At 66.6% G+C, this 12,538-nt stretch carries 10 protein-coding genes; 3 read left to right on the forward strand and 7 right to left on the reverse strand.

Annotated features, from left to right (window positions below; all coding sequences use genetic code 11):
- Positions 1-58 precede the first annotated feature (58 nt).
- Complete coding sequence (locus DTA15_RS17840) at positions 59-631, forward strand: PadR family transcriptional regulator (RefSeq protein ID WP_006490876.1); 573 nt, start codon at positions 59-61, stop codon at positions 629-631.
- A 45-nt stretch (positions 632-676) separates the two neighbouring features.
- Here the strand turns inward: DTA15_RS17840 and DTA15_RS17845 are convergent, their stop codons facing one another.
- From DTA15_RS17845 to DTA15_RS17865, 5 genes are all read right to left on the reverse strand, one after another.
- Positions 677-2,107: an FAD-binding oxidoreductase gene (locus DTA15_RS17845; protein ID WP_006491543.1), complete on the reverse strand. Its 1,431-nt coding sequence runs from the start codon at positions 2,105-2,107 to the stop codon at positions 677-679.
- Between the two features lie 15 nt (positions 2,108-2,122).
- On the reverse strand, positions 2,123-2,911 hold the full coding sequence (locus tag DTA15_RS17850) for an ABC transporter substrate-binding protein (RefSeq protein WP_006488477.1): 789 nt from the start codon (positions 2,909-2,911) through the stop codon (positions 2,123-2,125).
- A gap of 286 nt (positions 2,912-3,197) precedes the next feature.
- Positions 3,198-4,217 (reverse strand): IS110-like element ISBcen5 family transposase, encoded by a 1,020-nt coding sequence (locus DTA15_RS17855; protein WP_012492245.1) that lies wholly within the window; start codon positions 4,215-4,217, stop codon positions 3,198-3,200.
- 168 nt (positions 4,218-4,385) lie between these two features.
- Positions 4,386-5,540 carry a pyridoxal phosphate-dependent aminotransferase gene (locus DTA15_RS17860; RefSeq protein ID WP_006488473.1) on the reverse strand — a complete coding sequence of 385 codons (1,155 nt, stop codon included), beginning with the start codon at positions 5,538-5,540 and terminating at the stop codon, positions 4,386-4,388.
- A gap of 211 nt (positions 5,541-5,751) precedes the next feature.
- Positions 5,752-6,420: a TetR/AcrR family transcriptional regulator gene (locus tag DTA15_RS17865; protein ID WP_006488476.1), complete on the reverse strand. Its 669-nt coding sequence runs from the start codon at positions 6,418-6,420 to the stop codon at positions 5,752-5,754.
- 120 nt (positions 6,421-6,540) lie between these two features.
- Between DTA15_RS17865 and DTA15_RS17870 the strand changes: the two genes are divergently transcribed.
- Together DTA15_RS17870 and DTA15_RS17875 are read left to right on the forward strand one after the other, a co-directional pair.
- The gene (locus DTA15_RS17870; RefSeq protein ID WP_012492244.1) at positions 6,541-8,193 is read left to right on the forward strand and encodes an acyl-CoA dehydrogenase family protein; all 1,653 of its coding nucleotides are present in this window, start codon (positions 6,541-6,543) and stop codon (positions 8,191-8,193) included.
- Positions 8,194-8,244: 51 nt separating this feature from the next.
- Positions 8,245-9,753, forward strand: coding sequence for an AMP-binding protein (locus DTA15_RS17875; RefSeq protein ID WP_006482206.1), 1,509 nt, complete (start codon positions 8,245-8,247; stop codon positions 9,751-9,753).
- Positions 9,754-9,824: 71 nt separating this feature from the next.
- On the opposite strand, the gene DTA15_RS17880 is transcribed toward DTA15_RS17875, so the two are convergent.
- A protein-coding gene (locus DTA15_RS17880; RefSeq protein WP_085964362.1) for an IS3-like element ISBcen9 family transposase occupies positions 9,825-11,185 on the reverse strand; the annotation gives its coding sequence in 2 pieces (ribosomal slippage) (positions 9,825-10,720 and positions 10,720-11,185; 1,362 coding nt in all).
- A gap of 133 nt (positions 11,186-11,318) precedes the next feature.
- Positions 11,319-12,458 (reverse strand): branched-chain amino acid ABC transporter substrate-binding protein, encoded by a 1,140-nt coding sequence (locus DTA15_RS17885; protein ID WP_006482201.1) that lies wholly within the window; start codon positions 12,456-12,458, stop codon positions 11,319-11,321.
- Between the last annotated feature and the right edge of the window lie 80 nt (positions 12,459-12,538).

Genomic DNA, 12,538 nt, shown 5'->3' on the forward strand with positions numbered 1-12,538 from the left:
AAATCTGATAGTCTGATCGAGAATAGTTATATTATTACTAGATATACTTTAACTATTCATGTCTACGAGCCGCCCGTCCCCGCTCGCGCTGGCCGTCCTCGCGACGCTCACCGAAACGCCGATGCATCCGTACGGGATGCTGCAGCAACTGAAGGCCCGTGGATACGACGAAGTCGTCAACGTGCGGCAACGCACAAGCCTCTACCAGACGATCGACCGGCTGCTGCGCGACGGGCTGATCGCCGTGCACGACACCGAGCGCGACGGCGCGTTTCCTGAGCGCACGCTGTATGCGCTGACCGAAGCCGGGCACACCGCCGGGCAGGCATGGCTGCACGCGCTGCTCGCGGAGCCCGCGCGCGAATTTCCGGCATTCGGCGCCGGCCTCGCGTTCCTGCCGCTGCTCGATGCCGAGGACGCACGCCACCAGCTCGAGTTGCGCATCGCCCGGCTCGACGCCGAACGCGAGCGGCTGGAAGCGCTGCGCGCGACCGCGCAGGCCGATCAGGTGCCGCGCCTGTTCCTGCTGCAGAACGAGCATGCGCTCGTGCTGCTCAATGCGGAGCTCGACTGGGCGCGCAGCGTCGTCGAGCACCTGAAGATCGGCGCGCTGCGCTGGGTGGACGGCTGACGCGTCGCGCCGCCCGATGCGGGTCGGCAACGGGCGGCGGCCGCGTCAAAGGACCTTGCCCGGATTGAGGATGCCGCGCGGGTCCAGCGCGGCCTTCAGGCGTCGCATCAGCCCGATTTCCGCGTCGCTGCGCGTGTGCGCGAGATAAGGACGCTTGAGCACGCCGATCCCGTGCTCGGCCGACACCGACCCGCCCATGTCGCGCACCACCGCATACACGCAGTGATCGAGCGCATCGGCGTCCGCGTCGGTCATCGCGGCCAGCGACACGCCGATATGCACGTTGCCGTCGCCGACATGGCCGAAGAACAGGCACGTGAGCGCCGGCCAGCGCGTCCGCAACACCGCCTCGCAGCGCTCGGCGAACGCGCCGAGTTCGCCGGTCGGCAGACTCACGTCGAAGTTGACGAGATGGGGCAGCGCATCGATCGCGAGGCCTTCGCGCAGCGTCCACAAATCGCGCGCCTGCCGCTCGGAAGTCGCGAGTACCGCATCGTCGACGAGCGCTGCATCGAACCCCGCGGCGAGCGCCGTTTCGAGCGCATGATGCGCATCGCCGCCCGGCGCGCTCGTCGCGCATTCGATCAACACCACGAAACCGCCGTCGCCGACGAACGGTGCCGACACACCGGGCGTATGCCGCGCGACGTAATCGTAGAACGCCGGCCACATCGCCTCGAAGCTGACGACTTCCGGCAGCGTGCGCACGCGGTTCCACAGCGCGACCACCGCGTCGTAGTCGCGCACGCGGCAGAGCGCCGTGGCCGGCGCCGCGAGCAACGGATGCAGCCGCAGCACCGCGCGCGTGACGACGCCGAGCGTCCCTTCGCTGCCGATGAACAGCTGCTTCAGGTCGTAGCCCGCGTTGTTCTTCAGCATCCGGTTCATCGACGACACGACCGTGCCGTCCGCGAGCACCGCTTCGAGCCCCAACACCTGCTCGCGCATCATTCCGTAGCGGATCGCACGCGTGCCGCCCGCGTTGGTCGCGAGCATGCCGCCGATCTGGCACGAGCCGCGCGCGCCGAGATCGACGCCGAACGTGAAGCCCGCCGCTTCCGCGGCGTCCTGCACGGTCTGCAGCGGCGTGCCCGCGCGCACGGTGATCGTGCCGGCCGCCGCGTCGAGCGCTTCGATGCCCGCGAAGCGCTCCATCGACAGCACGACCTCGCCGCCCAGCGCGACCGCCCCGCGCGCGAGCCCGGTCAGCCCGCCTTGCGGCACGACCGGCTGGCCGAGCCGCATGCACAGCGCGAGCGCGCGCGACACGTCGTCGACGCTGCGCGGGCGCACCAGCGCACGCGGCCGCACGCCGGCCGGCTCGTTGTACGCGGTGAAGTAACGTGGATCGATATCGGCCGCGCGCGTGACGAGCGCGTCGCCCAGTTCGGCGGCGAGCACCGCATCGACGGCGTCGTCCGGCAACGGCCTGCCGTCCGGTGCGCGGCCCGCGACGGTCGGGTTCGGGGTCGGCATCGTGCGCGGCCCCGCTTACTTCGTCGAGATGTCGATATCGCCGAAATACTTGAGGCCGAGCGACTTCACCGTGCCGTCCGCCTTCAGCTTGTCGATCGCCGCGTCGAGCTTCGCCTTCAGCGCATCGTCGCCCTTGCGCAGGCCGAACGCGATGCCGCTGCCGAGGATCTTGTCGTCGTGCACCGGCTGGCCGACGAACGAGAAGCCCTTGCCGTCCGGGCGCGACAGGAAGCCGCGCTGGCCGGACGGCGCGAGCACGAGCGTCGCGTCGAGGCGGCCCGCGACCAGATCCGCATACGCCTGGTTCTGGTCCTGGTACGCGACGATCGCGACGCCGGCCGGCTCCCAGTGCGCCTTCGCGAAGGTTTCCTGGATCGACGCCTGCAGCACGCCCACGCGCTTGCCCTTCAGCGATTCGGGCGTCGGCAGCAGCCCGCTGCCGGTACGCGCGATCAGCTGGGTCGGCACGCGATAGATGATGGTCGTGAAGTCGATCGCCTGGCGCCGCTGCTCGGTCGCGTTCATCGCCGAGTTGATCGCGTCGAACTTGCGGCCCTTCAGCGCCGGGATCAGCCCGTCGAACGACGTCTCGACCCATTTGCACGACAGCTTCGCCGTCTGGCAGACGGCGTTGCCGACGTCGATGTCGAAGCCCTGCAGGTCGCCGTTCGGCGCCTTCGATTCGAACGGCGGATATTGCGCTTCGAGGCCGAAGCGCAGCGTCGGCGCATCGGCGAGCGCCGCGCCGGAGCCGATGGCGCACGCGAGTGCGAACGCGAGTTTCAGGGTGGCCGTGTGTTTCATCGTGATCTATATGAACGCGTCCCGTTTGCAACAGTTTTCGTGTGTTCAGACAGACAGGATGGGCTGCAGCTCTATATCCGGCCTTGTTGCAGCCAGTACTGCCGCTGCGGGCCCCTATGAAATTCGCTGACTCGCGCCTCATTCTCCTGGCGAGCTCGAAGCTCTTACCACGATTCAGGTTTAGCGAGTCCCGGTCCTACCTGGCTTGTCATCACACTCGATTCCTGCGCAACCTTTCGACGTTCACCCAGTGTTAAACGTTGATCTTCAACGTGGCATTCACCGATCAGGCCGGCTTCACGCTCACGTAACCCTTTTGGTACGGCCGGTCATGGGCCAGTACAGCCCAGATCGTCCGTGCCATCTTGTTGGCCAGTGCGACGATCACCACATTCGGCGGTCGCCGCTTCTTCATCTGCTCGATCCACTCACCGGGCTCTTTCGCATGCGTCAGCACGCTTCGTGCCCCGTGAATCAGTAGCGTGCGCAGATACATGTCGCCCCTCTTGCTGATCCCGTGTAAGTTCACCTTACCGCCCGAGCCGGTCTGCTTCGGCACTAACCCGGCCCACGCCGCGAACTCTCGTCCCGAGCTGAACGCCTTCGGGTCGCCCATCATTGCTACCGCTGCGGTGGCCGTCAGCAAACCTACGCCCGGTATCTCGCTAATCGCCTTCACCGCCTTGTCTTCCTTCTTCCATTCGCGCATCCGGCGTTCGATTTCCGCGATCTGCTCGTCGAGCTTTGCCAACCCGTTCCATTGCTCGCGCAACGTATCGATTAGCGCCGCTGGCAAGCGCTCCGCGATTCGGCCAAGCACGACCGGTATTTCCTTGTCCAGCTTCGCCCGCCCCTTGCTCATTACCTCCCCGTATTCCGTCAGCAAACCTCGCAATCCGTTGACCTGCATCGTGCGGAACTTCACCAACTGCTCGCGCATCCGGTGCAGTGCTACCATCGCCTGCTGCATCTCGGTCTTCACCGCCACCGGCTTGCCGGGTTGCTGTACCGCCAGCCAGATCGCCCGTGCGTCCGCCGCATCGTTCTTGTTGCGGATGTTGAACGCCTTCACGAACTCGGCCGGCATCAGCCTGACCTCGTGACCCATCTGCGTCAATTGCCGCGCCCAATGGTGGGCTCCGCCACACGCTTCCATCCCGATAAGACAGGCCGCGCGGTTCGCGAAGAACTCAAGGAATTTCGCCCGCTTGATTGCCTTATTCACGATCCCGCCGGTTTCCCTATCAACGTAGTGCACTTGGAAAACCTGCTTGGCGACGTCGACTCCTACGGCCATACTGTTCATCGTGGATCCTCCGGTTGCCGGGAAATGCGTGCATTTTCCACTTGGGCACATCGATGCCGTTGGCCCGTGAGGGTCCACCCCTTTTTCTGCTCTCACGTTCACGGGTGGGACGCGTTCATTTCAATTCTCCTGTGTCTGGTCGATGCGACGTACCCGTCGCCGGTTGTCTTACAGCGAACGCAGCCGCCGCGCGCCTTCGACCAGCGTCGCGTCGTCCTTCGAAAAACTGAGCCGGATCACGCCGGCGTCGGTGCCGTCGGTATAGAACGCCGACAGCGGAATCGTCGCGACGCGCGCGTCGCGGATCAGGCGCAGCACGAAATCGCCATCGCTTTCGTCCGAGAAGTGGCGAAAGCGCGCGAGCATGAAGAACGAGCCTTCGCTCGGCAGCAGCTCGAAACGCGAATCGGCCAGCTCGCGCGCGAGCAGGTCGCGCTTGGCCTGGTAGAACGCCGACAGGCCGAGATAGCTGTCCGGCCGCGCGAGGATTTCCGCGAACGCGACCTGCATCGGCGTGTCGGCCGAAAACACCATGAACTGGTGCACCTTGCGGATCTCGTCCATCAGCTCGGCCGGCGCGAGGCAATGGCCGACCCGCCAGCCGGTCACGTGGAACGACTTGCCGAACGACGACACGATCACGCTGCGCTCGGCCAGCTCGCGATGGCGCGCGACGCTCTGGTGCTGCGCGCCGTCGAACACGACGTGTTCGTACACTTCGTCGGACAGCACCACGATGCCCGTATCGCGCGTGAGCCGCGCGAGGCGTTCGAGATCGTCGGCGGAGAACACCGTTGCGGTCGGGTTGTGCGGCGTGTTGACGATGATCATCCGCGTGCGCGGCGTGATGGCCGCGGCCACCTCGTCCCAGTCCACGCGGAAATGCTCGGGCGACAGCTTGATCGCGACCGGCGTCGCGCCCTGCAGCCGCACGATCGGCGCGTAGCTGTCGAACGACGGCTCGAAGTAGATCACCTCGTCGCCCGGATGCACGAGCGCGCTGATCGCCGCGTAAAGCCCCTCGCTCGCGCTGGCGATCACCGTGATCTCGGTCGCCGGGTCGTAGCGCGCGCCGTACAGCGCCTCGGTCTTCTCGGCGAGCCGCTCGCGCAGCGCGATCACGCCGGCCATCGGCGCGTACTGGTTGTGACCGTCGCGCATCGCACGCGCGACGCCTTCGACGAGCGCCGGATCGGGCGCGAAATTCGGTGCGCCCTGCGACAGGTTCAGCGCGTTGTGTTGAGCGGCCAGTTGGCCGATCACCGTGAAGATCGTCGTCCCGACGTCGGGCAGTTTCGAACGGGGCGCGGTGGCGCTTCGCATGACTTCTCCTCCTGATGTCCTTCGGGCGGGCCGCGCGGCATGTGCGGGCCTGCATCTGCCGCATGATTTAGCCCCAGCCAATATCGGCGGACAACCGAAAGTTCGTCATGGCGGCCATGCATTTTTCTCATGGCTCTCGGTGAGAAGCCCCTGGCGGGAAGGCTCGCCTGGGCACCCGATATGCAAATCAGGCATTTCCCCTACGGCAACGCTACGCGTGCGCCGCCGCGAGGTACGCGAGCAGCACGGCCCGCAGTTCGCGGCGTTGCGCGGCGAAATCGAGCGCGGGCCCGAGCGTCAGCAGCGCCTGCGACAGCCCGCCGTAGCAGATCGTGTGAGCCATCCTCGCGAGCCCGTCGAGCCGCGCGGCCGGCGGCGGATCGGCCGCGTGGGCGAGCGCGTCGCGCCACAGCGCGACATAGGCGTCGTAATGCCGGCGATACGCGGCCAGCGGCGACACCTGGCGCTCCAGCACGAACAGCGCGCCCCACAGCGCCGCGTCGGCGGCGATCGTCTCGACCTGAAGATCGACCAGCGCAGCGGCAAGTTCGGCCCGCGGCGCACCGCGCAGCCGCTGCACGGCGTCGCGCAGCCGGTCGGCCAGCGCCAGCACGCGGCGGTGGATGCAGAGCGCCGCGAGGCTCTGCTTGTCGCCGAAATACTCGTAGAAGGTGCCGATGCTGACGCCCGCGACGGCCGCGATCTCGCGGATCGTCGCCTTCGCGTAGCCGCGTTCGAGCAAAAGCTGAACGAACGCCTGCTGCAGCGCGTCGGAACTCGCCTGCGCGCGCGACTGGCGCGGCCGGCGACGCAACGCGGGCGCGGGTTGCGCCGCCGGCGAGCCGGGCGGCGCCGGAACCTGAACATGTCGCGGCGGCATATTTGCTACTCTGAATTCAGCAGGGAATACGTTTTACCGGAAGCCGGAACCCGCGCCGAAGCGCGCGCCGTGCGGCATCACGCCGGCTGACCGCGAAGCCTGAGACCGGAGACAACCGCGATGACCGACTCGACCCACGCCGTCACGAACCAGTTCGACGAACTCGTCGACTATAACCTCTTCGCGACGGATCTCGCGCTGCGCGACGCGCTCGCCCGGGCGGGCGCCGACTGGGCCGTGCCGCAGCTCGATGCGTACGCTGCGCGGCTCGGCAGCGCCGACACCGCGCGACTCGCCGACGAAGCGAACCGCCACACGCCGGAGCTGAACACGTTCGACCGGCGCGGCCGGCGCATCGACCGCGTCGACTTCCACCCGGCGTGGCACGCGCTGCTCGGCCAGTATCGCCACGAAGGCTTCGTGTCGCTCGCATTCCGCGATGCACGCCGCGGCCGCTGGGCCGCGACGGCCGCCGGCTTCTACCTGCACGGCCAGATCGAGGCCGGCACGCTGTGCCCCGCGACGATGACGCAGGCCGCGATCCCCGTGCTGCAGAAGGAGCCGGCGCTGTGGGACCTGCTGCGCGACAAGCTCTACAGCGACGACTACGATCCGCGCGACGTGCCGGTCGCCGACAAGCGCGCGATCTGGTTCGGCATGGGCATGACCGAGAAACAGGGCGGCTCCGACGTGCGCGCGAACACGACGCTCGCGACGCCGGTCGGCGCGGGCGGGCGCGGTGGCGAATACCGGCTGCGCGGCCACAAGTGGTTCTTCTCCGCGCCGATGTGCGACGCGCACCTCGTCGTCGCGCGCACCGAGGCCGGCAGCCCGTCGTGCTTCTACGTGCCGCGCTGGCGCCCGGACGGCACGAAGAACGCGGTCGAGATCCAGCGGCTGAAGAACAAGGTCGGCAACCGCAGCAATTCGAGCAGCGAGATCGAGCTGAACGACGCGTGGGGCATCATGCTCGGCGACGAAGGCCGCGGCATTCCCACCATCATCGAGATGGCCACCTACACGCGGCTGAACTGCGTGCTCGGCAGCGCGGCGATGCTGCGCCAGGGCGTCGTGCAGGCGATCGCGTACACGCGCCAGCGCCATGCGTTCGGCCGCGCGCTCGCCGAGCAGCCGCTGATGCGCACCGTGCTCGCCGATCTCGCGCTGGAGAGCGAGGCGGCGCTGTCGCTCGCGATGCGGCTCGCCGACGCGTTCGAACGCGACGACTCGCCGCGCGAACGCGCGTGGAAGCGGATCGTCACGCCCGCCGCGAAATTCTGGGTCTGCAAGCGCGCGGTCGAGCTGACCGGCGAGGTGATGGAAGTGTTCGGCGGCAACGGCTACGTCGACGACGGCCCGATCGCGCGCCTGTTCCGCGAGGCGCCCGTCAACTCGATCTGGGAAGGCTCGGGCAACGTGATGTGCCTCGACGTGCTGCGCGCGGTGTCGCGCGAGCCCGACGCGGCCGCCGCGCTGTTCGACGAACTGGCCGACCTCGGCGCGGGCGAACCGCGCATCCGCGCGGCGCTCGACGGATTGCGCGCGATGCTAGCCGCCCCGGCCGACACGCTCGAAGCGTCGGGCCGCGTGTTCGCGCAGCGGCTCGCGCTCGTCGCGCAGGCGTGCCTGCTGCGCCGCGATGCGCCGGCGGCCGTCGCCGACGCGTTCGTCGCGACGCGGCTCGCCGCGCCCGACTGGGGCCGCATCGCGGGCGGCTTCGATCCGCACGCGATCGACGTCGCCGCGCTGCTGCAGCGCGCGTACCCGGCCTGACGCCGGCCCGTTCACCCGAACGCGCGTTCGTTCGCCCGCCCCGGAGCCTCGATGAACCTCGTCGCCGCCCTCGACCGCGTCGCCCGTGCGACGCCCGACAAGCCGTTTCTCGTCAGCGAATCCGCGACGATCACGTATGCGGCCGCGCGCGCGCGTTCGCACCGCGCGGCGGCCGTGCTGAGCGCGCTCGGCGTCGCGGCCGGCGACCGCGTCGCCGCGATGTGCTTCAACACGCCGGCCTTCGTCGACCTGATGTTCGGCGCGTGGCGGCTCGGCGCGGCGTTCGTGCCGATCAACCACAAGCTGCAGGCGCCGGAAGTCGACTACGTGCTCGAGCACAGCGGCAGCACCGCGCTGCTGTTCGACGTGGCGCTCGCGCCGGTGGTCGAGCGCCTCGTGCATCCGGCGCGGCGGCTCGTGACGGAGGGCGAGCTCGACGGCGTGCCGAACTTCGACACGATGTGCGCGACGATGGACGGCCTCGCGGGCATCGAGCCGGCCGATGACGACATCGCGCAGATTCTCTACACGTCCGGCACGACCGGCCGTCCGAAGGGTTGCGTGCACAGCCATCGCACGGTGACGCTCGCGGCGATGCAGGCGGCGCTCGCCATCGGGATCGGCCGCAACGAACGCACGCTGATGGCGATGCCGATCTGGCATTCGTCGCCGCTGAACAACTGGTTCGGCGGCACGCTGGTCGCGGGCGGCACCGTCGTGCTGCTGCGCGAATACCATCCGCTGCGCTTCCTGCAGACCGTCGAGCGCGAGCGCGTGACGCTGTATTTCGGCGCGCCGGTGTCGTACACGCTGCCGCTCGACACGATCGACGGCTTCGCGGCATTCGACCTGTCGAGCGTGCGCGCGTGGCTGTACGGGGGCGGCCCGATCGGCGCCGCGCAGGCCGAACGGCTCGCGCAAGCGTATCGCAGCCACGCGTTCTTCCAGGTGTACGGGATGACGGAAACGGGGCCGGCCGGCACGACACTGTATCCGGACGAGCAGATCGCGAAGGCCGGCTCGATCGGCCGCCAGGGCGGCCCGGGCGTCGACCTGCGCGTCGTGCGGATGGACGGCGTCGATGCGCGGCCGGGCGAGACCGGCGAGATCTGGCTGAAGGCCGACAGCATGATGCTCGGCTATCTCGACGACGCGGCCGCGACGCGCGCCGCGTTCGCGCCGGACGGCTGGTACCGCACCGACGACGTCGCGCGGATCGATCAGGAGGGCTACCTGTTCATCGTCGACCGGCTGAAGGACATGATCGTCACCGGCGGCGAGAACGTCTATTCGAAGGAAGTGGAGGACGTGCTCGGCGCGCATCCGGACATCGCCGAGGCGGCCGTCGTCGGCGTCCCGCATCCGGACTGGGGCGAGACGGTCGTCGCGCACGTCGTGATGCGGGCGAACGCGGTGCGCGATGCGGATGCGCTGCGCACGTTCTGCGGCGAGCGGCTTGCCGCGTACAAGATCCCGCGCGAGTTCACGTTCGCGCAGGCGCTGCCGCGCACGCCGACCGGCAAGCTGCAGAAGTTTCTGCTGCGCGTGCGGGGGAATTAGCTGCCGCTCACGACGATAAAAAAGCCACCGGGCCGCAATGAACTGAACCCACGAAGTTGGACGGTTACCGGCTAGGCCGGATGAGGCTGAGTCCTGTATTGCACAGGACTCAGCCCTTTCAGTTTGAGCTTGATGCGCTCGTGATTGTAGTACCGGATGTAGCGCTTCAAGCCGATGCGTAGCTGTTCAATGCTGCTGAAGTGGTTCAAGTAGAAGAACTCGGATTTCAGCGTGCCGAAGAAGCTTTCCATGGCAGCGTTGTCCAGGCAATTGCCTTTACGCGACATGCTTTGCGCCAACGAGCGTTGCTCGAGCATGAGCCGCCAGCCGGGCATTTGATAATGCCAGCCTTGATCAGAGTGCAACATGGGTCTTTCGTCGGGTTGCAGGCGACGCAAAGCCTTGCGCAACATGTCAGTAACCATCTGGAAGGCTGGCCGAGTATGCGTCTGGTACGCGATGATCTCCCCGTTGTACAGATCCAGCACTGGTGACAGATACAGCTTTTGGCCACCTACGCTGAACTCGGTGATGTCGGTAACCCACTTCTCGTTCGGACGGGCGGCATGGAACTGGCGCTGGAGCAGATGCGGGGCCGTCTTGCACGTGTTGCCCCTATACGCACGGTACTTCTTGACCCGCACGCAGGACTTCAACTGCATCTTGCGCATCAGGCGTGCAACCGTCTTGTGGTTAATCATCTGCCCCAGACGGCGCAGCGCCAGCGTGATGCGTCGATAGCCATAGCGCCCCTTGTGCTGCTCGAACAGTGCTCGAATTTTCGCTTTCACACTCGCATGCCGATCGGGAGCGGCCAGCGCCTTGCACTGGTAATAAAACGTGCTGCGAGCCAGTCCGGCCACCCGGAGCAAGCCAGCCAGCGGGAATTGTTGCCTTAGCTCAAGCACTATTTGCGCTTTTTGCGCGGTACAGCCTGCGCCTGAACCAAGGCCCTCAGCTTTTTTAGATACGCGTTCTCCATGCGCAGGTAGTTCAGTTCCTGAAGCAGGTCCTCGCGGGTACGGGTATCCGTGCCATCGGTAGGGTTCAGAGGCTGAGCAGGCGGTGTTTTTGGCATTGCGGTTGGGCGGCGGCCTTTGGGCCTCGGCGCGAGGGCAGTCAAACCACCATCATCATAGCGGCGAGCCCATTCGAGCACCGCGCTCGGATTGCGAATATTGAACCGCGCCGCCGCTTCCTTGCTCGACACGCCATGCTCGCGCATGTGCTGAACAACTTTGAGCCTGAACGCCACATCGTATGAGTTGTACTTCCTACGCACGCCGTCCTTACCATGAGCCTGGTATGTGGCGTACCACTGGGAAACCGTCGAGTGACTCAAGCCATGCGTTCGCGCCACCGCGCGTATGGCTTCCCCCCCGATGCACCGCTTCACTACCGATAGCTTGAACTGCTCGGTATATCTCGCCATGAAAAAACCCCAAAAGTTGGCGTCCAACTTTTGGGGTTCAGTTCACAACAGGCCGGTGGCTTTTCTGCATGCATGAGCGGCCGGGCAACGACCTGCGCCGCCGCCCCCGCTTCAGACCATCACATCAAGCTGCTTACTTGCCGCCGATGCTCTTCAGCGGCTTCCACTCGCCCTTCTCGACCTTGTACATCGTGATGCCGCCGTTCTTCAGGTCGCCCTTCGCGTCATACGCGACGTGCGTCGACGTGACGCCGGCCATGTCGGTCTTCGCGAGCACCGGCAGGTACTTCGCCGGATCGGTCGAATCGGCCTTCTTCATCGCGTTCAGCATCGCCATCGCGCCGTCGTACGCGTACGGCGAGTACGTCTGCACGTCTTCGCCGAAACGCTTCTTGTACTTGTCGGCGTAGGTCTTGCCGCCCGGCATTTCTTCCAGCGGGAGGCCGGCCAGCGAAGCGATCGTGCCGTCGGCCGCGTTGCCCGCGATCTTCAGGAACGTCGGCGTCTTCACCATTTCGCCGCTCATCAGCGGTGCGTTGAAGCCCAGCGCCTTCATCTGCTTGACCATCGGCGCTGCCTGCGAATCCGCACCGCCGTAGTAGACGAGGTCCGGCTTCGCCGCCTTCAGCTTCGTGAGAATCGCCTTGAAGTCGACGGCCTTGTCGTTCGTGAATTCGCGGTCGACGATCGTCGCGCCGCCGGCCTTCGCGGCCTTCTCGAACTGGTCGGCGAGACCCTGGCCGTAGGCCGTGCGGTCGTCGACGATCGCGATCTTCTTCATGCCGAGATCCTTCGACGCGAACGTGCCGGCCACCGAGCCCTGCTGCGTGTCGGACGTCATCATGCGGAAGGTCGTCTTGTAGCCTTGCTGCGTGTATTCCGGCGCCGTCGCCATCGCGATTTCCGGAATGCCCGCGTTCGCGTAGATACGCGAAGCCGGAATCGTCGTGCCCGAGTTGAAGTGGCCGAGCATGCCCTTGATGCCGTCGTCGACCAGCTTCTGCGCGACCGTCGTGCCCGTACGCGGGTCAGCCTGGTCGTCCTGCGTGCTCAGCACGAACTTCACCGGCTTGCCGCCGATCTTCGGGTTCGTCGCGTTGAAGTCTTCCAGCGCGAGCACGATCCCGTTCTGCATATCCTTGCCGTAGTGCGCCTGCGCGCCCGTCATCGGCCCTGCGTAACCGATCTTCACGTCATCCGCATGGGCCGTCCCCGCCAGCGACATGACCGCGACGAACGTCGCGCCTGCCACCTTTTTCATCGTGTGTTGCATAGCATCTCCTTGGTACCAGGGTAAATGGAGCGGCTTCGGGATCGCCTTGCCGCTTCCTTTGTTTGATCCGAACGGCAAGG

This window comes from Burkholderia cenocepacia (assembly GCF_900446215.1).
Taxonomy (GTDB): Bacteria; Pseudomonadota; Gammaproteobacteria; order Burkholderiales; family Burkholderiaceae; genus Burkholderia; species Burkholderia cenocepacia.

Excerpts from the sequence above, each read along its gene's own strand:
- DTA15_RS17840 (WP_006490876.1), top strand. The coding sequence starts at position 59 with ATGTCTACGAGCCGCCCGTCCCCGCTCGCGCTGGCCGTCCTCGCGACG.
- DTA15_RS17845 (WP_006491543.1), bottom strand. The coding sequence starts at position 2,107 with ATGCCGACCCCGAACCCGACCGTCGCGGGCCGCGCACCGGACGGCAGG.
- DTA15_RS17850 (WP_006488477.1), bottom strand. The coding sequence starts at position 2,911 with ATGAAACACACGGCCACCCTGAAACTCGCGTTCGCACTCGCGTGCGCC.
- DTA15_RS17855 (WP_012492245.1), bottom strand. The coding sequence starts at position 4,217 with ATGAACAGTATGGCCGTAGGAGTCGACGTCGCCAAGCAGGTTTTCCAA.
- DTA15_RS17860 (WP_006488473.1), bottom strand. The coding sequence starts at position 5,540 with ATGCGAAGCGCCACCGCGCCCCGTTCGAAACTGCCCGACGTCGGGACG.
- DTA15_RS17865 (WP_006488476.1), bottom strand. The coding sequence starts at position 6,420 with ATGCCGCCGCGACATGTTCAGGTTCCGGCGCCGCCCGGCTCGCCGGCG.
- DTA15_RS17870 (WP_012492244.1), top strand. The coding sequence starts at position 6,541 with ATGACCGACTCGACCCACGCCGTCACGAACCAGTTCGACGAACTCGTC.
- DTA15_RS17875 (WP_006482206.1), top strand. The coding sequence starts at position 8,245 with ATGAACCTCGTCGCCGCCCTCGACCGCGTCGCCCGTGCGACGCCCGAC.
- DTA15_RS17885 (WP_006482201.1), bottom strand. The coding sequence starts at position 12,458 with ATGCAACACACGATGAAAAAGGTGGCAGGCGCGACGTTCGTCGCGGTC.